The sequence below is a fragment of the Hydrogenophaga sp. genome (assembly GCF_018780075.1).
Taxonomy (GTDB): domain Bacteria; phylum Pseudomonadota; class Gammaproteobacteria; order Burkholderiales; family Burkholderiaceae_C; genus Hydrogenophaga.
Window position 1 is genome coordinate 14,208 of record NZ_JADMKB010000009.1, and the last position, 25,587, is coordinate 39,794.

General features: G+C 67.9%; 15 protein-coding genes. All 15 read right to left on the reverse strand.

All coding sequences use genetic code 11. The annotated features are described in order from the left end of the window. Window positions 1-2: 2 nt before the first annotated feature. A complete protein-coding gene (locus IV088_RS02900; protein ID WP_291097502.1) occupies window positions 3-1,676 on the reverse strand; it encodes a GspE/PulE family protein in 1,674 nt (557 codons plus the stop codon). Further along, complete coding sequence (locus IV088_RS02905; RefSeq protein ID WP_291097504.1) at window positions 1,660-3,174, reverse strand: AAA family ATPase; 1,515 nt, start codon at window positions 3,172-3,174, stop codon at window positions 1,660-1,662. Before IV088_RS02905 ends, IV088_RS02900 begins: the two co-directional genes overlap by 17 nt. Then, window positions 3,171-4,103 carry a tetratricopeptide repeat protein gene (locus IV088_RS02910; protein WP_291097506.1) on the reverse strand — a complete coding sequence of 311 codons (933 nt, stop codon included), beginning with the start codon at window positions 4,101-4,103 and terminating at the stop codon, window positions 3,171-3,173. Before IV088_RS02910 ends, IV088_RS02905 begins: the two co-directional genes overlap by 4 nt. Then, window positions 4,100-5,809, reverse strand: coding sequence for a pilus (MSHA type) biogenesis protein MshL (mshL, locus tag IV088_RS02915; RefSeq protein ID WP_291097508.1), 1,710 nt, complete (start codon window positions 5,807-5,809; stop codon window positions 4,100-4,102). The genes IV088_RS02910 and mshL overlap by 4 nt, the downstream gene beginning before the upstream one ends. Window positions 5,810-5,854: 45 nt before the next feature. Continuing rightward, window positions 5,855-6,619 carry a type II secretion system protein gene (locus IV088_RS02920; protein ID WP_291097510.1) on the reverse strand — a complete coding sequence of 255 codons (765 nt, stop codon included), beginning with the start codon at window positions 6,617-6,619 and terminating at the stop codon, window positions 5,855-5,857. 17 nt (window positions 6,620-6,636) lie between these two features. Then, window positions 6,637-7,311 (reverse strand): hypothetical protein, encoded by a 675-nt coding sequence (locus tag IV088_RS02925; RefSeq protein ID WP_291097512.1) that lies wholly within the window; start codon window positions 7,309-7,311, stop codon window positions 6,637-6,639. Continuing rightward, window positions 7,311-7,922: a hypothetical protein gene (locus IV088_RS02930; RefSeq protein WP_291097514.1), complete on the reverse strand. Its 612-nt coding sequence runs from the start codon at window positions 7,920-7,922 to the stop codon at window positions 7,311-7,313. Before IV088_RS02930 ends, IV088_RS02925 begins: the two co-directional genes overlap by 1 nt. Before the next feature lie 82 nt (window positions 7,923-8,004). Further along, window positions 8,005-9,294, reverse strand: coding sequence for a hypothetical protein (locus IV088_RS02935; RefSeq protein WP_291097516.1), 1,290 nt, complete (start codon window positions 9,292-9,294; stop codon window positions 8,005-8,007). Then, window positions 9,291-9,770, reverse strand: a complete 480-nt coding sequence (locus IV088_RS02940) for a hypothetical protein (RefSeq protein WP_291097518.1) — start codon at window positions 9,768-9,770, stop codon at window positions 9,291-9,293. The genes IV088_RS02935 and IV088_RS02940 overlap by 4 nt, the downstream gene beginning before the upstream one ends. Continuing rightward, complete coding sequence (locus IV088_RS02945) at window positions 9,771-10,664, reverse strand: type II secretion system protein (RefSeq protein ID WP_291097520.1); 894 nt, start codon at window positions 10,662-10,664, stop codon at window positions 9,771-9,773. Window positions 10,665-10,691: 27 nt separating this feature from the next. Beyond that, window positions 10,692-11,510, reverse strand: coding sequence for a type II secretion system protein (locus tag IV088_RS02950; protein WP_291097522.1), 819 nt, complete (start codon window positions 11,508-11,510; stop codon window positions 10,692-10,694). 259 nt (window positions 11,511-11,769) lie between these two features. Then, window positions 11,770-12,483 (reverse strand): response regulator transcription factor, encoded by a 714-nt coding sequence (locus IV088_RS02955; RefSeq protein WP_291097524.1) that lies wholly within the window; start codon window positions 12,481-12,483, stop codon window positions 11,770-11,772. A gap of 10 nt (window positions 12,484-12,493) precedes the next feature. Continuing rightward, the gene (locus IV088_RS02960) at window positions 12,494-14,389 is read right to left on the reverse strand and encodes a 7TM-DISM domain-containing protein (protein ID WP_291097527.1); all 1,896 of its coding nucleotides are present in this window, start codon (window positions 14,387-14,389) and stop codon (window positions 12,494-12,496) included. Window positions 14,390-14,760: 371 nt separating this feature from the next. Continuing rightward, entirely contained in the window at window positions 14,761-18,423 is a 3,663-nt protein-coding gene (locus IV088_RS02965) for a hypothetical protein (protein WP_291097529.1), read from the reverse strand. 149 nt (window positions 18,424-18,572) lie between these two features. After that, complete coding sequence (locus tag IV088_RS02970) at window positions 18,573-25,244, reverse strand: putative Ig domain-containing protein (protein WP_291097531.1); 6,672 nt, start codon at window positions 25,242-25,244, stop codon at window positions 18,573-18,575. Between the last annotated feature and the right edge of the window lie 343 nt (window positions 25,245-25,587).

Consider the following 25,587-nt stretch of genomic DNA (forward strand, 5'->3'; position numbering starts at 1 on the left):
GATCAGTCCCAGCCAATGGCGCGTCGGATTTCTTCGAGCGTGGTCTCGCCCGCCAGCACGCGGTGACGGGCCAGGCGCGACATGGGTTTGAGCCCGCCCGCCTCGGCCAGCTCGCGCAGCCGGGCGCGGGGCGCCTCGGCCATGATCGCGTCGGCCAGCTCGCGGTGCACGGTGAGCACCTCGTAGACCGGCAGGCGGCCCCGGTAGCCGGTGCCACGGCAGCTCGGGCAGCCCACGCCATGGAACAGCGTGGGCGTGTCCTGCACACCGAGCCAGGCGCGTTCTTCGTCGGTGGCCGGCCGGCCGGTGCGGCAGTGCGGGCAGACGCGGCGCACCAGGCGCTGGTTGATGACGGCGACCAGGTTCTCCGCCACGGTCTCGGCGTCCACGCCCAGCAGGCGCAGGCGCGGCACCACGCCAAAGATGCCACCGACGTGCAGCGTGGACAGCACCAGGTGACCGGTGGACGCGGCGTCGAGCGCGGCCCGCGCGGTTTCGGCGTCGCGCACCTCGCCGACCAGGATGATGTCGGGGTCGTGGCGCAGGAAGTGGCGCATGGCGCTGGCGAAGTCGTAGCCGGCGCGGCGGTTCACCTCGGTCTGGCAGGCCACGGGCACGCGGTGCTCCACCGGGTCTTCCACCGTCAGCACGTTGCGCTCCACCAGCGGCTGCACCCGCAGCGCGGCGTGCAGCGTGGTGCTCTTGCCCGAGCCGGTGGGACCGGTGATGAGGATCAGGCCGTGCGGGCGCGCAAACGAGCGCTCCATCTCGGCCACGTCTTCTTCCAGGAAACCCAGGTCCTGCAGGCGGTCGAGGTCGCTGCGCTCGGGCAGCAGGCGCAGGGCCATGCGTTCGCCGAACTCGGAGATCATGGTCGACACCCTGATGGTGTAGAGCGAGTCCATCAGGCTCACGGCGAAGCTGCCGTCCTGCGGCAGCCGCTGCTCGCTGGCGTCCATGTCGGCCTTGAGCTTGATGAAGGCCACCAGGCGGTCCATGGTCACCGGCATGGCGAACATGGGGCGCAACACGCCGTCGATGCGCATGAGCACGGTGCGGCTGTGGGCCGTGGGCGCGATGTGCACGTCGGTGGCGCGTTCACGCACCGCCGTGTGCAGGATCAGCTCCATCAGCCGTTCCGGGCTGTAGGCGTGGTCGCGGTCGTCGCTCAGGCGGCGGATCTCGGACTCGATCAGCTTCTCGGTCGGGTTTTCCTTGAAATAGAAGTGCTGGTGGATCGCGTCGGTGACCGCGAAAAAATCACCCTGCCAGAACAGCACCTCCTGCCCCACCCGGCGCTGCACCAGCGCGGCCACGGTCTCGGGCTCGGCGTCGCCCAGCAGCACGCGGATCTTGTCGCCCTCGCGGCCGACCGGCAGGAAGTTGTGGGTGAGGCACAGGTTGCGGTTGAAGGCCGCCGTCACCTCGGGCTCCACCGTGGGCACCTCCCTGAATTCGAGCCCGCGGTGGATGGCCAGGTGGCGCGCCAGGTCTTTCGCACTGAGGAACCCCAGCTCGACCAGCATGCGCCCGAGCTTCTGCCCCTCGACCACCTGCTTCTGCAGCACGTAGTCGATCGCCACCTGACTGACCAGCCCGCTGGCCACGAGCATGTCGCCAAGGCGGCGATGCCCCACGCCCTGGGGGCTGTCTCCGCCCTCACCGTTCTTGAACATAAAACCTCTCCAAAATCAATCCGCTCAGGGCATCCACGTTGCCGGTGGGCTCCAGGCCGACGCCGGTCTGAAACTGCTGCAAGGCCCGTTGACTCTTGGCCCCCCACACGCCGTCCACCGCCTGCGGGAGCAGGCTGCCGTAGTGGCTGAGGGCGATCTGTATCTGTGCCGTGGCCAGGCGCTGGTCCATGGCGTAACCGTTGGGCACCGCGCCCCAGGTCAGCCAGGTCTGGCCCTGCCGCACCTCGGTGCAGGCATCGTCCAGCCGGGCCAGCCGCTCGCCCAGCAGACGCTGGGTGAGTTCGCTCAGGGGCTGGCTGACCTGCTGGTGCCCGCTGGGCCAGGCGACCTTGGGGTCACAGCCCGCGCTGGCCGGTCGGTCCGCGGCGAGCGGTGTGGCCACAGCGCCCTTGTCTGCGGGTGAGGCGACGACGGTTTCAGTGGCGGGCGCGGGCAAGGTCTGGGGCGGCTGAGCGGTCGCCACCGACGGGCCCGCCACGGTGACGGCGGGCACCGCGGCCAAAGCCACCGGCGCGACCGACCGTCCGTTGAACAGGACCACCGCCGCGACCACGCCGGCCAGGGTCAGGCCCGATCCGATCCAGGCCACGGGCACACCGCGAGGCGCTGTGGTTACGGGCGCGGCCACCGGGGCGGCAACGCCCGTCGTGGGCCCGAGATCGACCCTGCTGTCTTCGATCGCCTGGCGCATCAGCGGCAGGTCGATGACGTTGCCGTTCTTCGCCGCCAGGCCATAGAGGCAGCGGTCGAGGATCACGTGGATCTGGCGCGGCACGCCCTGGGTCTCTTTCCAGAGCAGCTGGCAGGCGTCGGCCTGCAGCACCAGCGTGCCGTCGTTGCCCGCCGAGTCGAAACGGAACTTCACGTAGTCCGCGATCTCGGTGCTGTTCAGGCCGTGCAGGCGCGAGTGTTTGGCGACCCGGCTGCGCAGCTGGCGCAGGCTGTGCTGCGACAGCATCTCCTCCAGCTCGGGCTGCCCGGCGAGCAGGATCTGCAACAGCTTTTCCTGATCGGTCTCCAGGTTGCACAGCAGGCGGATCAGCTCCAGCGAACTGGCCGAGAGGTTCTGCGCATCGTCAATGATGAGCAGGCAGGTCTTGCCTTCGCGGTGGTGGTCGAGCAGGAACTGGTTGAGCGTGGCGATGTCGGCCGACATCGTGCCGGCGCTCTGCAGACCGAAGTCCTGGAGGATCGCTGCGAGCAGCTCCTGCCCCTGCAGGAAGGTGTTGAACACCAACGCGGACACCACGTTCTTGCCCAGCAGCTCGGCCATCAGGCGGCGCACCAGCGTGCTCTTGCCCATGCCGACCTCGGCCGTGAGCAGGCAGAAACCCTTGCGCGATTCGATGCAGTGGGCCAGCTCGACGAACTGCTCTTCCAGGTGGGCGGTCAGGAAGTAGCTGCCCGCGTCGGGTGTGTAGGGGAACGGGTTGCGCACGAGTCCCAGCGTGGCCAGGTGGCTGTTGCGGGTGCTCATTTGGGTGCCTCACTGGCGGCCAGTTGGTCCATGGCGCTGCGCAGCGGCACGGAGCCGGGGTTGACCCGCAGCGACCTGGACAGGATGTCGCGGGCCTGGTCGGGTCGCGCACTTTTCTTCTCGATCGAGGCGAGCGTCAACGCGGCCTGCTCGTCGCCGGGCAGCCGGTCCAGCAGGCGGCGGTAGGTGCGCTGGGCCGAGCTCAGGTCGCCCGACTGGTAGGCAAACCAGGCCTCGGCGCGCAGGCGCGCGACCGAGGTGGCCGGCAACTGGGCCTGGATGGCCTGCAGGTGCCGCCGCGCGGTGGCGTCGTCCTTGTTGTCCAGCGCGTGGTTCATGCCCTCGAAACGCTCGGACAGGTCATCGGGCGCGGCAGACGCAGCGGGTGCCACCGGCGCGGCAGCGGGCCTGGCCGGCACCGCGGTCGCTGGCGGCTCCTTCAAGGCCGGCGCCGGGGCAGGCATCGACACCGGCGCAGCATCCGCCGAACCCGCCGGCGCAGGTGTGACAGGCTGGACGGCTGCCTTGGCGGGCGCCGGGGCCTGCACGGCGACCGGCAGCGCGTAGGTCAGCGTCAGGCTGGGCAACGCGGTCGGCAGCGGTGCCTCCATGCGGGGAAGGCTGTTCTGCACGGGTGTGGCCTGCTCGGCGCCGTAGAGGGTGTCCACGGCAGACGGCTTCGCCGGCAACGCCGCCGCACCCACGGACGCCGGGGCTGGCCGGGCCTCGGCCCCGCCCCACTGGCTGATGAAAAAGCCCCCCAGCACACCGACGCCCGCCATCGCGGCCCCGACCAGGACCATGTGGCGACCCCGGCCACCCACCGCTTCCGGGGCGGTCTGGGGGGACGACAGCGGCGGCTTCTCCGCCGAGGGGCGCGAAGTGGCCTGCTCGGCGGTTTGCTGAAGCGCTTGGTAAATCAGGCTCATAGCACGCGAACGCGCAGCACCACGATCAGTTCACGGGTCCGGTGGCTGTCGCCCTCCTGGGTCACCAGCTTGCCGAAGAAGGGCACGTCGGACAGGAAGGGCACGCCGCTGTTGGCGCCACTGGTCGACTGGTCGATCAGGCCGCCCACCACCACCACATCGCCGTCGTTGACGTTCAGCGTGGTGGTCAGGCCTTTGTAGGCGACGTGGGGAAGGCTGACCCGGTTGGTCTCATTGACGCTGACCAGTTCCAGGGTCTTGGGATCGACATCGCTCTGCACCGGGTTGATCAGCAACTCGATGGTGCCGTCGTCGCGCATCATGGGCAGCACGCCCACCATCACGCCGGAGAACACGGCGTCGGTCTGCACGTCGGAAGTGACCGTGCTGGCACCGCCACCGATGTTGTTCTGCGCCGAGCTGGAGCGCGACACATAGCGCTGGCTGGTGCCCACCGACAACATGGCCGGGGTGCCGTTGCGCACCTGGATGTTGGGGTTGGACAGCACGCGCAGGTTGCCGAACGAGCGCAGCGCGTTGATCACCGACGAGCCGTTCTGGTCCTGGTAGGCCAGGCCACCGGACGCACTGCCCGAGGTGGAGCCGACCACGCGCGACGGGATGGTCAGCGAGCTGGCCGGGTAGGCCCGCGAGGCACCGGGCAGGCTGGCCGCGCCGCCCCCCAGGGCCAGCGAGTCGATGCCGAAGTTCAGGGCCAGGCGGCTGCGCAGCTGGGTCCAGTCGATGCCGAACTGGTAGCCGTCGTTCAGCGTCACGTCGATCAGCTGCGCCTCGATGTACACCTGCTTGGTCAGCGAGTTCTGGGTGCGCTTGATCAGGTCTTCCACCGAGCGCATCTGCGACGGACGGGCCTTGACGTACAGGGTGCCGGTGGTGCGGTTGAGGGTGAAGCCCTGGCCCTGGTTGGGCTGCCGGACCATGGTGGGTGCCTGCTGGGCGGCGGTGGGCGGAGTGCGGTCGTCGTCCGACGTGAGCTTCGAGTCGCCCAGGATGGTGCGCAGGTTGTTCTCGATCTCGGTGTAGGGGTCGGTGCGGTTGCCGGCGCTGGCGCTCATGGACAGGCTGCCGGAGATCGCCGAGTTCCCCGCGGTGGAGTTGGCGCCGAACACATTGCCCCCGGAGTTCAGGGCCATCTGGCTGCTCACGTTCAGGAAGCCCAGCGACATGAATTTCTCTTCGTGCAGACGGACCCGCAACGTCTGGTTGCGGACCTCGCCAGCGACGTCGTAGCTGCGCAGCACCTCGTTGAAGGCCTCGCGCAGCGACACGTCCTTGAGGTACATGTCGGTCTGTGCGCCCTGCTGCACGACCGAGGGTTCCACGATCAGGTTGACCTTCGCGGCGTCGGCGAAGGCGGTGAGGATCTGGCTGATGCTGCCGTTGGCGATGGCCACGCTGATGGTCTTGCCCTCCAGCGGGTCGTAGACCGGGGCGGCGGGCTGCACGGGTTTGGCTTCGGCCTTCTTGCGCAGGTCGCGCAGCAGCTCGTCCTGTTTGGCCATCAGCTTCATCGACTCGGCCATGGCGACCTCCTGCATGCGCGCCAGCTTCGCGCTGTCGGCGTCCGACAGGTGCTTGGCGCTCTGTTGCGGCGGCGACACGCACGCGCCGAGCAGCACCGAGGAAAGGATCGCAGCGGTCGTTCCCAGTCCGGGCCTGGTCTTCTTGGTATTGGAGGTGTGCATGACGTGATCTGAAGTGGGAAGGGATCGGTGGGCGAAGGTGTGGGGTCAGGGCAGGTTCTGTCGGAGCCAGCCGGCCAGCAGCGCGGGGGATTCGGCGAGCACGATGTCGTCGTTCGTGGCGCTGACGGGCGAAGCAGGTCCGCCCGCGCACGGGCCGGCCAGGGTGTTGGGGGCGTCCAGCCGGTCGGCATCGCCGTCGCGGTCCTGCAAGGGAATGACCAGCCAGTAAGCGGTGAGCTGCGACAGGTTGGCGGCGCAATCGATGGCGCCGGCCATGCCGCCGTCGCCGGTGACATAAGCACGGGTGCTCGACGCCGAGTGGCCGGAGGCGGTGTTGAGGGCCACGATCAGATCGCCCACGTCCTGGTGCTGCACCTGGCCCGGGGCATCGCCGTTGCGCTCCCTGGCCACCGCGAGATCGGCGTCGAGCGACGCCGTGGCGTTGGCCCGCCGGTACACGGCGTAGCGGGCGCGGCGGTCGTCGGTGGGCACGGCGAGGCCGGCGCTGACGTAGGGGAACCAGCCCACCTGGCTGCTGGTCGCGCACACGCCGGCCGACAGGTTTTCATACCCGGTGCCGGCGGCGCTGGTGTCCGGGCACGGCAGGCGCCCGTGGCGCAGCGCAAAGGCGCGCAACTGGCCTTGCACATGGCGGGCGTTGTCCTGCGCCTCGCGCCGGTCCTGGGCGTCGTGGAACACGTCATAGGCGGAAAAGGCCGACCAGGACACCAGCCCGACCACGACCAGGGCCAGGGCGAGCTCCAGAAAGGTGAAGCCTCTTTGTGCGGATGGGTGACGGCGGGCGGCCATGCTGCATGTCCACCCGCTCAACGCGGCTTCCCGCCGGCAGCGACTTCGTTCGCATACGACTGCAGCGCGGCCGCACCACCGCTGACCTTGCCACTGACGTCGCGCAGCTCGGCCAGGATCGCCTGCTTGCGCGCCACATCGGCGGGGGCGGTGCTCTGCGAGAGTTTGGCCAGCTCCTGGTTGAGCGCCTGCGCACGCCCGGCCTGGTCCACGATCTGGCGCATGGTGCTGAAGTAGCGCGCATCGAACTCGCCGCCGCCCAGGCGCTCGACCTTGTCGAGGTAGGTGCGGACGTCCTGCATGGTGACGCTGGTGCCCTTGGCCTGCAGCTCGGCGGACAGTGCGCGCACCTGCTCCCGGACCTTGCGCCGCTCCTCGCGGCTCTTGGCCGGGCGGGCGCTGGCGGGGCCCGCCGAGCCGCCCGGCGCGGCCCAGGGGGCCTGGCCGGCGGCGGGCGCAGCCGCGGTGGCCGGGGGCGCGCCCTCCGCACCGGGCGGTGGCGAAGGCGTGGACGGGCTGAACGGGCCGGGCGCTCCGGACGCACCCGTTGCAGACGGCGCCGATGGCGGCGCGCTCAGTGCGGGCTGCAGGTCACCAGGCGACCCGGGGGAGGACCCGGCCAGCCAGAAACCGCCCAGGAAGGCAAGCACCAGCAGCCCCAGACCACCCCCCCAGAGAACACCCTTGTTCATCAGTTGCCTCTCGCCCGCGAGGCCGGGAACGCGCCCAGCACCCGCAGGCGCTCCAGGGGCACGGCCACGACAAGTTCTTCGCCGCGGGACGCGAAGACGACGGACTCCATGGAAATGGACTTCACCACCATGCCCTCGGCCACGGGGTCACCGACACGGACCAGCCGGCCGTCCACCATCGCGCGGCCTTCGCTGCCGGCCTGGAGCACGAGGCTGACACGGGGCGCGGGCAGCGACTCCGGCATCGTGGGCATCGCGCGGGGCAGGCGCGGTGCGCCTGCGACCGCCACCTTCTCGACCACGGGCGGCGACGACGCAAAGATGCTGTCGAACTGGGGCTGGAGCCGGTGGGCGGCTTGGCCCATGAGGCCTTGCGCCTCGCCAGCGCCGGGGAAATCCTTCATGCGGCTCATGGACACCTCGCGCATGGCGTCCAATGCCTCCAGGACCTCGGCCTGCTCTTTGATCTGCTGGTCTGACAGGGACCGGATCGACACGTCGTTCCCGGGCAGGGGGCGTCCGCCGGGTCCCATCTGGAGGGCCATGGTCACCGTCCCCCAGGCCAGGATGGCCAGCGACAGTGTGCTGAGGGTCAAGGCTGCGTATTTCATGCGTTCTGTTTGTGTGTGCCCCGGAGCCAGGACGTTGCCCATCCACTGTGTCGGCCGGACTCCGGTGAGGCCTGTCGGCGGGTCAGAGACTCTTGTTCACCACGGGCTTGAGTTGGTAGGCGAACGCACCCACCGAGTTGTCACCGGGGTTGGCGGGCTCGGCCTGCCATCCTTCCCGTTTCAACTCGGTCAAAAAGCGGCTCAACTCCTCGTTGCGACCGTCGATCACCACGCCATCCACACGGAAGCGGGCCTTGTTGGTGGCGTCGGCCTTGACGAGCTGCACGTTCTGGACCCGCACGGCGGCGCCTGCCGCGCGGCGGATCGTGTCGAGCATCTGGACGGGGTCGTAAATGGCGGCATGACCCAGTTGCCGGGTCAACGCCATCGAAGCGTCCAGCTCGGGCACGGGTGCGGCCTGGTTCACGAGCGCGACGCGCTGGCGCAAACCCTCCATGTCGCCCTGCATCGAAGCCGCGACCTGCGTTTCCTGCTGCGCGCGCTGGTGCGAAAAGACGGCAAAGCCGCCCAGCCCCACCGCCACCACCGCGATCATGGCGGCCAGTGGCAAGACATAGGATTCGCTCATCCAGGCCAGCTTGGCCAGGCCCGATGCCTGGACCGCCTTCTGCCCCGCGGCCCCGATCAGGTGGGAGAGTGACGACGACCGGCGGTCGGTGCCTTCGCCACGCAGCGTGTCGTGCGGCACCAGCTTGACCTCCTGCGACGACAGCTCGGCGAGCTTGCTCGCCAGGGTCTGCTCGCTGCCCACATCGTCGGTCAGGGTCGAGGACCACAACATCCCTTGGCTGGCCTCCCCCCCGGCGCTGGCCCGGAGCTGGGCCATCAGCGCGCGCAAAGGCGCCTGCATGTCCGCCACGTCCGTGCCCAGCGCGGTGGCGCCCGCGTAGTGCATCTTGCCGTCGGACTCGCTGTAGGCATGCAGCTGGGTGCCCGCGCGCAGCACGTGCGCCCGCCCCTCGGTGGCCATGGCGGGCAGGAGACCGATCAGGGGAGCGACGAGGCAATGGTCACGCTGGCCCTGTGCCCAGGTCTGCAGCTGCTGCCAGGCGTCCAGTGGCACGGCCGTGAACAGCGCGAGCGTGCTGTCGGTGTGGCGGATCTGCTTGTGGATGAACACCTGCAGCGGGCCTTCGACCAGGCCTTCGGTGCGGACGTTTTTCTCGATCAGGGCCGCCGCGTACTCGGCCTTGCCCTTGCAAGCCTGAACGCCCGACTGCGATTGCTCGAAATCCACCACCACCAGGGCAGAGCCCTCCAGCCCCGACCAGGGCTCCAGCGGCAGGCAGTGGCCCTCTTTGAACTGGAACCAGCCCTGAGGCGAGATGAGGATGATCTGGTCTGGGTTCATGGTGCGCTGATCGGGAAATGGACCATGCCGGTCATCTCGAGGCTGAAACCCCGGTCGTCCGGCAGGGCCGGCGTGAACAGTCCGGCCTCGGGGCTGATCACCGACACGGCAAAGGTCTCGGGCGCGAACCACTGCCGCGCATTGACACCCACCAGCTGGCCCAGGGTTTTTTCAGCGTCCTGCCGGGACACGACGGCCGCGGTCCGCTGAACCCGGCGATGGGTCCAGCGCTCCGGGTCGAGCCCGCCTTTGTCGATCCGGGTGCGAATCACGTCGGCCTCCCTGTTGAAGGCCTCGCGCTGTTCGATGGCCGGCAGCAGCTTGCGCAACTGGTCCAGCTCGGTGCGGGTCTGCACCGTGTGCTGGCGGGCCTGGCTCAGCCGGGAAACGCTGTCGAGCGCCGCCCAGGCCGCAACGGCCAGCGCGGCGGTGGCGATGCCCAGAATGCCCAGGCGAACGTGACGGGGCAAGGCCATTTACTGATCCATCATCCAGTGGGCGGTGAGCAGCGTCACGCGGTCTTCGTCGTACTCACGGCCCGTGGCGGTGGCGCCACCGCTCCCAGCACCGACACCAGTCGTGTCAGCTGCGGACTGAGCGTTACCGGCGATGTTGCTGGCGATCGTGTTGTTCGCCTCCCACGAGGTGCCTGGGGCGTTGGCGTCAATAGCCTGAGCGTGAGCGGCCCGGCCCTGGATGCGGAAGCGGCCTTCGCGAGAGTCGGGCTTGCCGTCGATGATCTGGTCGATGTAACGGGCCAAGTCGGGCGTGAGGCCCCGCACCACCATCACGTTGCCGGCGCCGCTGGCCGTGCCGGCGGGGTTCCACTGGAAGCAGACCTGAACTTCGGTGGTGTTGCCGTTGGTGTCCTGGTACACATAACGGTCTTCGTGCGCTTCGCCACGACCGGGCGGCATGCGCACGCCGTGGCGGGTCATCAGGTCGCGCAGGCTCTGCGTCGCCAGGCCGACGTCGCCGCCGCCGGTCTCGTCGGCCGCGTAGCCCTGGCCTTGGCAGACCTTCAGGCCCGTGTTGGTGAAGTTCTCGGGGATGCCCGCCACCGCCTGTCCACCCGCGCGCTGACAAGAGACTGCGCTGTCAATGCTGGTTTCGCTGCCGTTGACCATGTAGGTGGGCGCCTGCTGGCAGTCGCCGACCACCGTGCCCGTGCGCTGGTAGTACTGGTCGTAGGCCATCTTCCATTGCTCCAGGTACTTGTTGGAGATCTTGGTGTATTCGGCGTTGCGCTGAACGTCTTTGCCGATGGCGATGGCGCCGATGATCAGGCCGATCACGGCCAGCACCAGGGTCAGTTCGATCAGGGTGAAGCCCGACTGGGCGGCACGGCGGTTGCGCGTTGATTGCTTCATGGTGGGTGGTCCGGTGGAGGGGTGGACTTATTGGTTCATCTTGTAGACGGCGACCACGGTCACGACCTGGTCTTCGTCTAAGCGGGTGTTGTCGCCCGCAGCGCCAGCAACACTGGCGATGGAATCGTCGTTGGTGCGGTTCCACTGCACGCCCGGCGCGTTGGCCGTGCCGTTGGCAATGCCTTGCAGGCGGAAGCGGCCTTCCTGAGCGTCGGGCTTGCCGTCGGTGATCTGGTCGAGCATGCGGGCCAGGTCGGGCGTGAGGCCCGAGATGATCATCACGTTGCCGGAGCCTTCCGGGCTGGCGGGTGGGTTCCACTGGAAGCAGACCTGCACCTCCTGAGGGTTGCCGTTGCTGTCGAGATAGACATAGCGGTCTTCAAAACCTTCGGCACGGCCGGGGGGCATGCGCACACCCACCTGGGTCATCTGGGTGCGCAGATCGACCGCCGCATCGCCTCGCTCGGTCATGTTGGCATTGCCTGCCTTGTCACACACGCGGGGAGGGGCCGCTGCAGTGGTCATGTCTCCGCCAGAGTTCACGCCCCCGGAGTCCGCCACGAAACTGGCGCCATTGACCATCAACTGCGGCTGAACCTGGCTGTCACCCACCACCACGCCCGTGCGCTGGTAGTACTGGTTGTAGGACTGCTCCCACTGGTCGATGAACTTGTTCTTGACCTTCGTGTACTCGGCGTTGCGCTGCACATCTTTGCCGATGGCCATCGCGCCGATGATCAGACCGATGACCGCCAGCACCACCGACAACTCCACCAAGGTGAAGCCGCCCTGCGCGCGCTTGCTCGAATTTGCAGCCACTCGGGCCGCCGCTAAACCGTGCTTCATGCAATCTCCTGAATGATTGGGTGGGGTGCGTTGAGGATCAATTTCTCACACGCACCCACGCTCCATCTGTCACAACCTGTCGCCTTTTGAAACATTTTGCAATGATTGAGGACTTATTTGGTGTGACTTATTCAAGTCTTGGAGCGCCTTTTGTAGTTGCTACGCATCAAACGTGACATTGCGCACAGAGGGCCGCCTCCGTGGGCGGGCGCGCGCCTGCCCGCCCCACCACGGCACCCGCGAAAGGTTGGCAGGGGCGTCAGCCCAGGCGCAAGGGGGCGCGGAGTTTGTAGCCTCGGCCGCGCACCACGGTGAGGGCGTCGGCGGGGAAGCCGATGCCGTCGAGCTTGCGGCGCAAACGACGGACCAGCGAAAACAGCGCGTTTTCCTGGTTCTCGCTGTCGTCCGGCCAAAGCAGGCCTACGAGGGTGTCTTGCAGCACCAGTGAGCCATGGGGCATGGCCAGCACCTGGAGCAGCATGGTTTCCCGGGGGGCGAGCCGGCAGCGCGCACCGTCGGTCGAAACCAGCACATCCTGCTGCACCAGAAGCACCGGGGCGTTCTGTGCAGGCTTGGACAAGGCCCGCGCGGATCGACCGCGCATCACGATGGCCTTGAGCGCCAACTCCACCTCTTCCATCTGCGCCGGCTTGCTCAGATAGCCATCGGTCCCAGCGCGCCAGCCGGCCAGCCGGTCGGAAGGCGACGTGCGGCCAGAGAGCATGACGATGCCCAGCGCGGGGTACGCCGCTTTGGCCCAACGCGCGATCTCGATACCCGATTCGTGAGGCAAGCCCACATCGAGCAAGAGCACGTCAGCCCCGCGATCAACCAGCGTCTGGCGCAGCGCCTGGCCGTCGCCCACGGCCCTCACCTGCCACTGACCCGACTCGCGCAAATAGTCCGCCATGGCCTCGCGCAAATCGGTGAAGTCTTCGCAGACGATCACGTCCCACACAGTCGCGTTTTCCAATGCATGGCTTTCAACTGGAAGCCGTGGACCGGCTCTCTTCTTCTTCGCTTGGCTCCCCTTCAAGAATCGGCAGCACCAGTTCAAAAATCACTTGATCGCCCTGGACCACGTGGGTCAGGTCACCGCCCAGTATCCGCGCCATGCCTCGAACCCAGTACAGCCCCAGCCCGGTACCTGAATGCTGTCGCGCGCCAGGCGCACGATAGTACTTGGTGAACACGAGAAGGGGATCGGGAAACCCGATGGGCCCCACACCGTTGGACAACACCAGACTCCACAGGAGGGGTCGCTCCCAGTTGCCTGGCCGGACCGAAGACCGGATGACGATCGGTGTGTCAGCGGCGGCGTATTTGACCGCGTTGTCGACCAGGTTGCTGACCATCATGGACACGATCTGTGCGTTGCCCGCCACCGCCTGGTCCTCGCGCATGCGGGCCGACAAGCCACTGACGTCAAGGCGCGCAAAGCTCTCGTGCTCGGACACCAACACGGCACTCACCTCGTCCGCATTGCAGCGGGCCGGCAAATGCGGCGAATGCAGCGCGAAGTCTGGTCCCACCCCGTGCTCCATTTCGCTCGAGATCTGGACCTGCTGCAACATGTCCCGCATTTGCCGGACCGATTTGTCGATGCGGGACACATCGCGGGCAGCCCCCTCCTGCACGGCGTCCGCCAGCGGCAGCGAGGGCAGCTTCTTGCCCAGGGCCTTGGCGGCCACCAGGAGCACCGCCAGGGGCGAACGCATTTCGTGCAACAGCATGCTGAGAAAACGACCGTCTTCTTCGCGCTTGCTGCGCTGGAAATCGACGTGCAGTCGACTCAACACCAGGGACCGCTGCTCACGGTCCCGATCGCGGCCCAGCAGCACATGGCGTCGGACCAGCACCAGATGCAACACCACCGCCGTCAACACGTTGATGAACACGCTGGGGATCAGCGGCATGAAACCCGTTTCGAACCACCCGAGTTGCGTGACCCAAAGGAGCGCGATGCAGGTCGTTGTGCCGAGCAGGTTCACCCGCAGCAGGTTCAGCAGCAACGCGTCTGGGCCATTCAGCGCTGCCACCATGGCCAGCCCCAACACGATGACGAAAGGCAGGACCACGTTGTAGAGCTGCAGCGCCCAGGCCACCTGGTCGAGTGCCAGCAGGGCCAGTTGGGCTGGAAAGACCAGCAAGGTGAGCGACTGCAAGTGCGCCAGCCAGCCGGGCGCGCCATACCGGCGGTACAACAGCCGGTAGAACAGGCTGCCGAAAAAGAACTGCGCGAACCCGCACACCATGGTGACCCGGTCCGCCAGCGCCGGCTCGGTGGGAAAGACAAACTGGCTGGCCAGACCAAAACAGGCCCACAGGGAGGCCATGGTCGCCAGCTGAAACAGGGCGTTGGCGGCCCAGTAGCGGTCACGGAAGACGATGGCCGACAGCAACGAAGCGCAGGCCAGCACCAGCACGACGCCCCCGCTGAGCCCCACCCCGACCAGGGTGGCCGCATTTTCCCGGTCCGCCGCCGCCGCGCTGAGCAGCCGCACCCGAATGTTGCTGGCATGGTGGGTCTGCACCCGGACAAAAACGACCGATCCAGGACGCATGTTCACGTCCGCCGCAAACGGCAACATCTTTCGGACCCGATCGGTGTAGGGACTGAGGTCGCCCTGGCGGTGCGTCTGCCAGCCGTTGGCACTCTGCGGGTCCGGCACATACAGGTGCACGTCGTCGAGGTCGCTGGGCTGCACCACCACGGTCGCCGTACCTTGCGCGTCTGCAGGAACCACGAGACGAAACCAGTGCGCGGCGGCGGTGTGACCCAGGGAGACCGTGGCGGGCACCGGGGAAAACGCGTCTGCGGAAAGCCGGGCCACTTGCTCGATGTCGAGCCGAGCCTGCCCGTCCACCTTCAAGGCCATGGTGACGCCCGGCCACCCAGCCCGTTCGGTCAGGCGTGATGTCGAGACACAGAGCCAGGCGGTTGCGGCCACGACACAGGCCCCCAGCAGCAAACCCGCCCAAGGGAGGCGCCGCATCCGCCGCTTCTGCTCGGACACCCAGACCCAAAAAGCCTGGTAGGAGGTCAGGTGGTGATTGAAGCGGTTCATCGGTGTTCGACAGCCTGGACACACGACACCCCGACCGGCAGCAAGCACGTCGCCAGCGCGGCCTCGTCAAAGGCTGACGGGCGATTCTGCCTGAGCGTCTGTCGACGCTGGTGGCACCGGCTGGTCAGGCTTCGCCGGCGCACCCCGGTGCAGGGCCCGCAGCGAGGCGACAGTGCACCCGCTCAGTAAACGCCCACCGCGTTGAGGTACCAGCCCTTGTACCGATAGTCCGAGTGGCGCAAATCGTCGCTGAAGTCGGTGAAGTTGTAGCCCACCCCGAGGCGGAAATGGGGCGTGATCTGCTTGTCCACGCCGGCCAGCCAGCCGGACCGCTGGTTCTTGTCCTGCACGGTCTGCAACCAGCGGTGTTCGACCAGCACATCCCAGCTCTGCAGCACGCGGTAGCGGACCTGCCCGGCGACGAAGTGGCGCGTGTTTTCATACCAGGCCCCGGTGTTGCGCCCCTCGCGCAATTCGCCGTTGCGGTAGGCGTATTTGCCGCCCACCTCCCACACCGGGTTGATCCGGTACAGCACCTCGGTGGCGGCGATGTGCGCCCGCTGATCCACCGCGTTGTTGGCCACGCCGGAGGTGGGCGAAATCTGCGCCACCGAGCCCAGGTCGTACAGGTAGGTGTACTTCGACAGCCAGGCCCAGCGGCCACTGGCGGCGGGGCGGTACGCCAGCCCCACGCTGGCTTCGGTGAACCGGGCGTCGTCGTTGCGGTCTAGCAGGTCGCGGGTCAGGGAGGTCCTGAGCCGGACCGCCGTGCGCCAGTCTTCGCTGAACTTGCGGGTCAGGCCCACGCTCAGCAGGTACTGGTTGCGGGCCTGAGCACCCCGGTCCCGGCGGTATTCGAACCGCGGGGTGAAGCTGGTCCGGCTGTCGTTGTAGCTGGCCAGCACGCTGCCCGAGCGACGCAGGGTTTCGCCGCCCTCGGCATCCTCGATCCGGCTCTGCGCGTACCGCAGGCCCAGCTGCCAGTGCCGCGCGATGTTGTAGTCCATGCCCAGGTTCTGGCCGCGCCCGCTCTCCCCGGCCCGGTCGCTCAGCTGCGCCTCCTGGAACAGACTCAGGCCGCCGCCCGCGTTCCAGCGCTGCCCCAGCGACAGGCTGCGACCGAGGCCCTCTTCAAACGGGTCGCTGCCAAAGAGGTCTCCCGGTTGCGTCGCGTAGGCATAGCGGGTGTACAGGTTGTAGTCGGGTGTGACGTAGTAGCTGCCTTCCAGCTTGCCGGCCACCCCGCGCGTGCCCGTCGAGACCTCGGCGGTCGCCGACGAACGCTCGCCGAAGTACCGGGTGGCCCCGAGTCCGAAGCGGTCGTTTTTCAGCGTCTCGTCGCTTTGCAGGGTGCTCTGCACAAAGGCATAGCCTTCGGTCTGGCCCCCGAACTTGCGCTTGTAGCGAAGGCCCATGTAGGTGGCGGTGCCGATGCCCTGCCCCGCGTTGCGCAAGGCCTCGTCCCTCTCAGTAAAGTCCCCGCCCGGTTCGGCCGAGCGGATCCGGCGCAGCTCCAAGCCCACGCTTTGCACGTCGTCCAGGCGCCAGTTGCCCACCAACTGGGCTTGCTCGATGCTCGCCTGGGCATCGGTCTCGCGCCGGCTCAGCCGCGCCCCCACGTCCAGGTCGGCAGCCACCTGCCCCACCAGCTCGACACCCGCCTCGCGGCTGTGCAGCCCGGCCGATTCGGCCCGGGCGGTGGAATAACCGGCCTCCCGGTCCTTGTACCAGGCCCCCGCGCTCACGTTGCCTTTCGTCAGCCCGAGTTCATAGAGGTTGACCTTCGCCTCGACACCCACCGCCCGCCCCGATCGGTCCTCGGTCTCCACGGCCACCGCCCTCTGGACGTAGGTGAGCCCGCCGTTGTCGGAGTAGTGCACGTCCGACTGGGTCGATTCGCTCTGGGCCAGCTCCGCCTTGAGGTAGGTGCCCCGCCCGGCGCGCAGCGTGACATCCACCCCCTGGAGCTTGTAGTCGTCGCCGGCGCGGTCTTCCGACACCACGGTGCCGCCGACGGCCACGTGGTCGCCCGCCCAGACCTGGCCGCGCCCGCCGACCACCAGGTTTTCCATGCCCTCGGGGACGTACTCGTAGTCCACCAGCAGGTGGTTCTCGTGGTCGCCTTCAGCGCTCAGGCGCGTGATGCCAAACCCGCTGTCCAGGTCGCTGCGGCCCAGTGGGCGGCTCAGGATGACGCGGCCCTGGATGTAGTCGATCTCGTAATCGGTGCCGAAGGCCAGGCGCCCGCGCCGGACCACCTGCCCGGTCACCCTGTCACGGACCTCGACGTGCAACTGTTCGGAGCCCCGCAGCACGTCGGTGTGCTTGAGGTAATACAGGCTGCCGCCGGTGCCCAGCAGATCGCTGTAGCCCTTGGCCGACTGGGCCTCCGAGGCAAACACGGTGGCCTGCGCCTTCGGATCGTCGAACCGGGTGGTCTCGTTGCTGCGCCACTTGAGTGCCCCGCCATAGAGCGTGCGGTTGTACTGGTTGAACTCGCCGCCATCGATGCCCGTGCTGAAGTTGCCCCAGACCGCCTGGTTCTTGTCCCAGTCGAGCCGCACGTAGAGCTTGCCGGCGCTGTCCACGTCGCGGTAACCGCTGGCGTCGTCGCCGTACACCGAGTAGTACTGGTCCGGATCAAGGCGCCGGAAGATGTCCTGCGGCGTGGCCTTGAAGAAGTTCTTGAACAGGTTGTTGAGTTCCTGGTCTTCGGTGTCGGCCTGGGCGGTGATGAGGTACTTGCCCTGGATCTTGCCTTTGAGGTAGAAGGCCAGGCGCCCTTCCTTGAGCAGTTCCTGATCGAAGCCGTCTTCCGCCGAGGCCGGTTCGATGTTGCCCGACACCTTGGATTTGGACAGGTAGAAGTCCGCCATGCCGACCATGAAGAAATACTCGCCGCTGATGTTCACGTCCAGCTGGCGCGAAAAGTCCGGGGTGGCTTTCAAGCCACTGACGTCGATCTTCAGGCCGTGCAAACCGACCGGGAGCAGGAACTCGGACACGAAGCGGCGGTTGATGTCCAGCGACGCCGTCTTGCCGTTGATCTTGATCTGCGCGTCGTCCGGAATGTCCTGCCCGAAGATCCGCACGATCGAGCCCGACAGGGGGATGTTCTGCTTCACGAGGCCGTTGACCAGCTGCGCCTGGCGCGCCAGGCGCTGGTCGAGGGTGAAGCCGTCGGCAAGCTGGTTGCTCTCGCTGAGCAACTGCTCCTTGGCCAGGCGCCACTCCTGCTCGGTGTACAGGCGCACCGAACGCGTCTGTGTTTCGTCCAGCTGACCGCCTTTGCCGTAGGCCCGCACCAGATAGACCAGGGTGTCACCGGCCCGCAGGCCATGGCCCGCCGGCAACTGGCCGTCCCATTGCGCCACGCCCTCGCCGCTCACCGGCAACGGCAGGGCGACCAGGGGTTTGACCAGATCGGTGTCGCGCCCGCTGAACACCAGCAGTTCCATGCGTTCGATGAAGCTGGCGTAGTTGCTGCTGTAGTTGAAGCTCAGGCCCTCGCTCAATCGGTCGTCGCGGATGCCGGCGATGGAGGTGGACGAGACGTTCATCTGCGGACTGAGGTTGGCCGGGTCTTCCGTCGCCCACAGCCGGCCACCGCCCGGCAGGGTCAGCACCTGCCCGGGCCTCACCTGGAGCACCTGTGTCGTGGCCGGCGCGGCCACCGTGGCCGGTGCCTGCGTGGCAGGAGCTGCCGTCTGGGCGCTGGCCGCCAGGGGCGTCAACACCAGGACCGCGCCCAGCGGCAGCAGCGCGGCACCGCGAAACCAGTCCACCCCGGTGCGCTGGCGGCGCATGGCGACAAGACGTTCGATGTGGTGTGAGGTGGGTTTCATCTTGCAGTCATCCGTACGGGTTGTGTGCGGTTTCAAGGGGTCGCCTGACCCAGGGCGGTGTGCGCTACAGACGCGCGATCACCACCCTCGGGTTCTTGGCAGGCGGGGAAGGCGTTCACCTTCGGAAGCCTCGGGTCAGGTGCGGGCCATCAACGCGACGGTGTGGGTGTCGAAACCCCCGGCGCCGGAGGCGGTGGCGGCACCACGACGGCGGCAGGCGCTGCGTTGTCGAATCCGACACCGAAGTCGAACCGCACCATCAGGCCGCCGGTCAGGCGACGCACCAAGGGGTTCTCCGTCGTCACGCGAGCGCCCTGCGGCAGGCTGACCGGGTCCAGCTTCAGCACAAAGTTGCGTCCGCGAATCCGCGCGGCGGCATCGATGCCTTCAAGGTGGAAACGGCCGTAGCTGTCCGTCTGCACCACCAGACCCTCGGGGCTGGCCAGGCGCACGCCGGGCAGGCCCAGCTCGGACACCCCGCGGTTGGTGAGGATGTAGTCCACCCGGTGCTTGCCATCCACCGCCGTGACCGTGCGCTCAACGCGCAGGTCCTGGCCGTTCAGCCCGGCGGCCACATCGCCTTCATGTCCGTAGACCACCTCGCCGCTGGGTTTCACCGTGATGCGTGTCCCCTCACCGCTGGTGATCACGCTGTCACCAACCCACACCGGGGCCGTCAGCCACTGGCTGATCACCACACGGGACATCGGGGTCGCCGGATCGGCGTCGCCCCGTCCGCGCAGGGTGCCGATGCGGATGCCGTGCAGCAGCGGTGCGCTCGCATCGGGTTCCGGCTGCGCGCCCTGTCCGCGGTCCACGGTGGTGGAACCGGCCACATAGACAGCGGCATCGATGCCCCCCTGGATCCGGACGTCGTGCGCGTCGGCGCTGTCCTGCCAGCCGTCGCCGTCCCGGTCGATGAACACCTTGCCGATGATGGAGGTCTCATCGGCTTCGGCGTCGGCGATCACCACCACCACGGCCTTGGCCGTGCTGCCGACTTTCCCGCCCTCGTTGAACGAATCGGCCGTGCTGCCGGCCTTCCCGCCCACGAGGAACGGATCGGCCGAGTTGACGGCATCGCCCCGGCGCGCGTTGGCGCCCACCCGCATCACGTAGCTGATGTACGCCCGGCCGTTGCTCGCCAGGTCGATCTGGCCCAGTGTGATCGGGCCGATCCCGTCGACTGAACCGTGCGTGTCCTCGTCCTGGAAGCGCACGCTGCCCGGCACCAGGCTGAAGCCCGGCGGCGGCGTGTCCACGATCTGCAGGCCGTCCACCTTGCCGTCGTTCTCGGTGAGGTTGTCCACCTGCAGGGTGTAGGACACGAAGTCGCCCACGCGAACCTGCTTCGTCTGCGCGGTCTTGATCACCCGGACCAGCACCTGGCATTGTTTGACCTTCACCACGATCCGGGCGCTGTCGCAGTTGTTCGACACGCTGCGCTGGCAGATCCGGTAGCCGATGACGTAGGTGCCACCCGGCGTGCCGGCCGGTACCTTCACCTCCCCCGTGGCCGTGTTGAGTTCGGGCACGGGCTTGCCCGGCTTGGCGGGCTTGGCCGCCGAGGTCACCGTGCCCAGGAAGTCGGCCGCACGAATGGGCCGGCCGTCCAGGGTGTCGTTCTTGTAGGCGTTGCCCACCACCACGTCCGATTTCGGGCACATGACCTCGCCGAAGTCATCGTCCTTGGCCCGCACCACCGCGGCGACCACCTGTGTCGTCAGGGTGACCCGACACTGCGCGTCCTGGCTGCCCGCGGCACACACGTTGTCCGTCACCGTGGCCACGTTCACCACCCGGCGGGCCCGGGCGTCGGCCGCCGTGACCCGGTAAGTCCCCTGCAGCACGCAGGTCTGGCCGGGCAGGACACTGGCGCAGGTGGTGCTACCAGGGTTGGTCTGCGCGTCGTTGATGACCACGTTGGTCAGCGCCACGAATCCTGAGTTGCTCACAGTGATGCGGTAGGTCAGGGTGTCGTTCAGCGACACCTGGCCGTTGCCGTCTTCGTCCGCGTTGCCCAATACCTGTTTGCTCAGGGTCTGACGGGGACTCGACGTCACCGCCAGTGCAAAGCTGCGGGTCGAGATCTGGCCATTGGCGTCGGTGACGGTCAACGTGAAGCTGAAAGCACCCACCTGCGTGGTCATACCCGACAGCAGCCCGGCAGTGCTCAAGGTCAGTCCTGTGGGCAACGCCCCCCCGGTCAACGAGAAGCTGTAGGGCGCCACACCACCGGTGGCGGTGATGAGCTGGCTGTAGGCCTCACCGGCCACCGGCTCGGGCAGCGTGGCGGGCGCCATCACGATGGTCGGTACCGCCACCTCCACCACGTAGTTCTGGGCGATCGCGAACGGCGAGCCCGCGCCGGTCAGCACACTGTCGGTCGACGTGAGCGTGACCGGATAGCTCCCCGGCGCGGTCGGCGTGCCCGAGAGCGTGTTGCCGCTGAAGGTCAAGCCGGTGGGCAATGCGCCGGTCAGCACATAGGTGTATGGACCAGGGCTGCCGCTGGCCGTGAAGACCTGTGAATAGGCCACGCCGTAGGGGGCGGTCAGCGCGCCCGCCGCCGGCGTCATCGTCAGCGTGGGGGCACCAACGACCAGGGTGTAGGCGCGGCTGCCGACCTGACCGAAGTTGTCGGTCACGGTGACCGTGAAGCTGAAGCTGCCCACCTGGGTCGGCGTGCCGGTGAGCGCGCCGCCGCTGCCCAGGGTGAGGCTCGCGGGCAGGCTGCCACTGGACAGGGCGAAGCCGTAGGGCGCAATGCCCCCGCTGGCCGTGAGCGTCTGGCTGTAGGCCACGCCGACGGCGGGGTTCGGCAGCGTCGCCGGGCTGACCACAACGGTCGGCGCGGCCACCTCGATGGTGTAGTTCTGCGTGATCGAGAACGGCGCGCCGGTGCCGGTCAGGCCGGAGTCGACCATCATGATGCTGATGTTGAAACTGCCCAACTGCGTCGGCGTGCCCGATATCGTGTAGCCGCTGATCGACAAGCCGGTCGGCAGGGATCCGATCATCACCCGGTTGTACGGGCCCGGGCTGCCGCTGACGACGAAGGTCTGGCTGAAGGGCACGCCGTAGGGGGCGCTGAGCGTGCCCGGGGCCGGCGTCATGGTCAGTGTGGGCGGGGCCACCACCAGGGTGTAGGCGCGGCTGCCGGTCTGGCCATTGGCGTCCGTCGCGGTCACGGTGATCGAGAAGCTGCCAGCCTCGGTCGGCGTGCCGCTCAGCGCGCCCCCCGTGCTCAGGGTCAGGCCGGCGGGCAAGCTGCCGGCGCTCAGGGAGAAGCTGTAGGCGGCCACGCCACCGCTGGCGGTGAGGGTCTGGCTGTAGGCCGTGCCGGCGGTGGCATTCGGCAGGGTCGCCGGACTCACCACGATGGCCGCTGCGGCGACGGTCAGCGTGTAGCTCTGCGCGACCGAGAACGGCGCGCCGGTACCGGTGGAGCCGGTGTCGGTGGCCGTGATGGTGAAGTTGAAGCTGCCCGGCACGGTGGGTGTGCCCGAGACGGTGTTGCCCGAAAAGCTCACGCCCGTCGGCAGGGACCCCGTCAACGCATAGCTGTACGGACCGGTGCCGCCGCTGGCCGTGAAGCTCTGGCTGTAGGCCGCGGCATAGGGCGTGTTGAAGGTGGTGGCGGCCGGCGTCAGCGCCAGGCCCGGTGCGGCCACGGTCAACACATACACCTCGCTGACCGTGTACGGGCCGTTGCCGGTGCTGCTGTCGGTGGCGGAGCCGGTGAGCGAGAAGATGCCAGCCTGGGTCGGCGTTCCGGACACGGTCACGCTGTTGGCGGTGGTGCCGGTGATGGACAACCCGGCCGGCAGGTTGGTGACCTGGTAGCCGCTCCAGGGCTGCGCCCCTCCGTTCAAGGTGATGGTCTGGGTATATGGCGTGCCAACCGTGGCCGCGAAACCACCGCTGGCCGTGCTGGTGATGACCGGGTCACTCACCGTGACGGTGACCGTGGCCGGCGCCGAGGTGCCTCCGCTGTTGGTCGCGGTGTAGGTGAAGCTGTCCGGGCCGGCGTAGCCGGTGGTCGGCTGGTAGGTGATGCTGGTGCCGCTGGCGATGGCCGTGCCATGGCTCGCGGCGGTGCCCACGGCCACCGAAGTCGCCGCGCCACCGGTGACGTTCAGCGTGACCGGCGTGGCCGCCGCGTTGTACGCCACGGTGATCGACACCGCATTGGCCACCGGCGGGATGTCGATCACGGTGATCGCATACGACTGGATCGCGGTGTAGGGGCCGGTGCCGGTGCTGCTGTCGCTCGCGGTGATGCTGAAGTTGAACGTGCCCGGTGCGCTGGGGGTGCCGGTGATGGCGCCGCTCGCGGCGTTGAGGCTCAGGCCGCCCGGCAGCGCCCCGGCGGTGACCGCATAGCTGTAGGGTGCCGTGCCGCCCGAAGCCGCCGTGATGCTGTCTGCGTAGGCCGTGCCCACCGTGCCGCCGGCCAGGCTGGTCGCCGGCAGCACGATGGTCGGTGCAGTCACCACCAGCGTGTAGGCGCGACTGCCCGCGAACGGTCCCGGGAAGGGGCTGCTGTCGGTGGCGGTGACGGTGAAGTTGAAGCTGCCGCCCGCGGTCGGCGTGCCGCTGAGCCCCCCCCCCGAAGACAGGCTCAGGCCTGCGGGCAAGGCGCCGGCCGTCACCGCGAAGCTGTAGGGCGACACGCCGCCGCTGGCGCTGAGGGTCTGGCTGTAGGCCGCGGTGACGGCGCCGTTGGGCAGGGTGCCCGGGCTGACGACCACCGGCACGTCGTCGTTGGTGATCGTGCCCAGCCCCTGGTTGTCGGCGATGGTGGCGTTGACCGCGCCGCTGAGGTTGACGAAGAAGGTTTCGCCGGCCTCGGGCACGGTCTCGCCCACCACCGGCACTGTGATCGTCCGCGTGGTCTGGCCCGGTGTGAAGGTCAGCGTGCCGCTGGTGCTGGTGTAGTCGGCGGGCTGGGTGGCGGTGCCGTCGGCGGTGGCGTAATTGACGCTGACGGTCTGGCCACTGGCGGCGCTCAGGGTGACGGTGAAGACGGCGTTGGTGGTGCCGCTGTCGCCCTCGACCACGGTGACGTCGTTGACGGACAGGCTCGGCAGCGGATCGTCGTTGACGATGGTGCCCAGGCCCTGACCGTCCGCAACGACGGCGTTGACCACGTTGGTCACGTTGACGAAGAAGGTCTCGCTCGGTTCGTTGAGCGTGTCGCCGTTGATCAGCACGGTGAAGGTGTAGGTGCTGTTGCCGGCGGGGATGGTCTGGCCGGTCAGGCTGTTGGCGACGTAATCCACGCCCGCCGTGGCGGTGCCATTGGCGGTGGCGATGTCGAAAGTCACGCCGCCCGGGCCGGCCGGCTCGCTGAGGCTGACGGTGAAGGTGGCGTTGGTGGTGCCCGCGTTGCCTTCGGCCAATGTGACGTCGTTGATGGTCAGCGTCGGCAGGTCGTCGTTGAGGAGGGTGCCGGTGGCGCTGGTCGGCACGCCGACCGTGTAGCCCGTGCCGGCCGCCAGGGTGAGGCTCACCGTCTCATCGGTTTCGATGGTGGCGTCGGCGGTCGGGTTGACCGTGATGGTGCCGGTGGTGTTGCCCGCCGGGATGACCAGCGGGGAGGTCACGGCCGCGTAGTCGGTGCCGGAGGTGGCGGTGCCGCCCACGGTGAAGTTGACCGACAGCGCGGAGAACGACGCCTGGTTCAGGGTGACGGTGTAGACGAGGTTGCTCGCACCGTCTTCGGCCACGCTGGCGGGCGACACCGCGATGGAGGCCGAGGGCACGTCGTCGTTGAGGATGGTGCCCGTGGCGCTGGCGGGCGCGCCCACGGTGTAGCCGCTGCCGGCGGCGACGGTCAGGGTGACGGTTTCATCGGCTTCGACCGTGCCGTCCACCGTGGGGTTGATGGTGATGGTCGCCGTGGTGGCACCCGCCGGAATGCTCACCGTGGCCACGCCGCCGGTGTAGTCCACGCCCGAGGTGGCCGTGCCGCCCGTGGTGATGTTGACCACAGTTGGCGACGACAGGTTCAGGCTGCGGGTGACGGTGTAGACGAGATTGGTCGCGCCGTCCTCGCTGACGCTGGCCGGGGCGACCGCGATGGACACCGACGGTGGCGGGCTGACGGTGAGGGTGAAGGTTTCAAGCTCGAAATAGCTGCCCGGGCCGGTGCTGGCGTCGGTGACGCGCAGCGTGACTGGGTAGCTGCCCGGCGCGGTGGCGGTGGTGCCGCTGACCACGCCAGCGCTGGAAATGCTGATGCCAGCCGGGAATGTGCCTGTTTCCAGAAGATAGCTGTACGGCGCGACGCCACCGGTGGTGGAAAGCGTCTGCGAGAAAGGAGCGCCCTGGATGGCGGTGCCGCTGGGCGTGGCGAGCACGAGGCTCGGGTTCTGCACCGTGCCGGTGTAGCCCTTGTCCACGAAATCGCCACCGTTGTCGGTCGAGCGGACGGTGAAGGCGTAGCCGCCACGCTGGGTCGGCGTACCGCTGAGCACCCCCGCGCTGGAGAGGCTCAGGCCGACCGGCAAGGGACCGGATTGCAAGGTGTAGGTGTATGGCGCAGTGCCACCGCTGGAGCTCAGGGTCTGCGAGAACGGCGTGCCGGCGGTCAGGGTCGGCAGCGACGCCGGTGACACCACGATGGCCGAGGCTGCCGGGGTGATGGTGACGTTGAAAGTGAGAAAGTCACCGTTTTCATCATCCAGCTTGAAGGTGTCGGTGGTGGTCGCGCTGCCATCGTGGGTGTAGGTGACCGTTTGATTGCCAGGCCCGGTCTGGTCACTCAGAATCGCGGTGCCATTCACCGGCAGGTCGGGCGGGTTAGGCCCACCCATCCCGAAATTGGTCGGACCATCACAATTGATCAGATCGATCGAGGTGACCGATCCCCCATTGCTCACCGTGAGGTTTTGCGTAGGGCAATACAGCGACACCTGGGCCATCGCCAGACTCGGCAGACACAGCGCCATGCAAAGCCAGATCCATCGCGCCAGCGACAGCGGCCACGTGCGCAAGCGGCGCACCCACGAAGACACACCCAGATCCCCAAACCCTGCTGGCATTTTTGCCCCTCCCTCACAGTCGGTTCGACCGGAGCTGTTGACTTGATCGGCGCGCAAAAACGGCCAGTAAGACGGGTCAGTATATTTACAACGAGCTACACACAAGTTGCATATC

What these genes read in the sequence shown, in the direction of transcription:
- IV088_RS02930 (WP_291097514.1), bottom strand. Translation starts at nt 7,922, where the DNA reads ATGAAATACGCAGCCTTGACCCTCAGCACACTGTCGCTGGCCATCCTG.
- IV088_RS02935 (WP_291097516.1), bottom strand. Translation starts at nt 9,294, where the DNA reads ATGAACCCAGACCAGATCATCCTCATCTCGCCTCAGGGCTGGTTCCAG.
- IV088_RS02950 (WP_291097522.1), bottom strand. Translation starts at nt 11,510, where the DNA reads ATGAAGCACGGTTTAGCGGCGGCCCGAGTGGCTGCAAATTCGAGCAAG.
- IV088_RS02925 (WP_291097512.1), bottom strand. Translation starts at nt 7,311, where the DNA reads ATGAACAAGGGTGTTCTCTGGGGGGGTGGTCTGGGGCTGCTGGTGCTT.
- IV088_RS02900 (WP_291097502.1), bottom strand. Translation starts at nt 1,676, where the DNA reads ATGTTCAAGAACGGTGAGGGCGGAGACAGCCCCCAGGGCGTGGGGCAT.
- IV088_RS02965 (WP_291097529.1), bottom strand. Translation starts at nt 18,423, where the DNA reads ATGAAACCCACCTCACACCACATCGAACGTCTTGTCGCCATGCGCCGC.
- mshL (WP_291097508.1), bottom strand. Translation starts at nt 5,809, where the DNA reads ATGCACACCTCCAATACCAAGAAGACCAGGCCCGGACTGGGAACGACC.
- IV088_RS02970 (WP_291097531.1), bottom strand. Translation starts at nt 25,244, where the DNA reads ATGGGTGGGCCTAACCCGCCCGACCTGCCGGTGAATGGCACCGCGATT.
- IV088_RS02920 (WP_291097510.1), bottom strand. Translation starts at nt 6,619, where the DNA reads ATGGCCGCCCGCCGTCACCCATCCGCACAAAGAGGCTTCACCTTTCTG.
- IV088_RS02905 (WP_291097504.1), bottom strand. Translation starts at nt 3,174, where the DNA reads ATGAGCACCCGCAACAGCCACCTGGCCACGCTGGGACTCGTGCGCAAC.
- IV088_RS02945 (WP_291097520.1), bottom strand. Translation starts at nt 10,664, where the DNA reads ATGAAGCAATCAACGCGCAACCGCCGTGCCGCCCAGTCGGGCTTCACC.
- IV088_RS02960 (WP_291097527.1), bottom strand. Translation starts at nt 14,389, where the DNA reads ATGGCCTTGAAGGTGGACGGGCAGGCTCGGCTCGACATCGAGCAAGTG.
- IV088_RS02940 (WP_291097518.1), bottom strand. Translation starts at nt 9,770, where the DNA reads ATGGCCTTGCCCCGTCACGTTCGCCTGGGCATTCTGGGCATCGCCACC.
- IV088_RS02910 (WP_291097506.1), bottom strand. Translation starts at nt 4,103, where the DNA reads ATGAGCCTGATTTACCAAGCGCTTCAGCAAACCGCCGAGCAGGCCACT.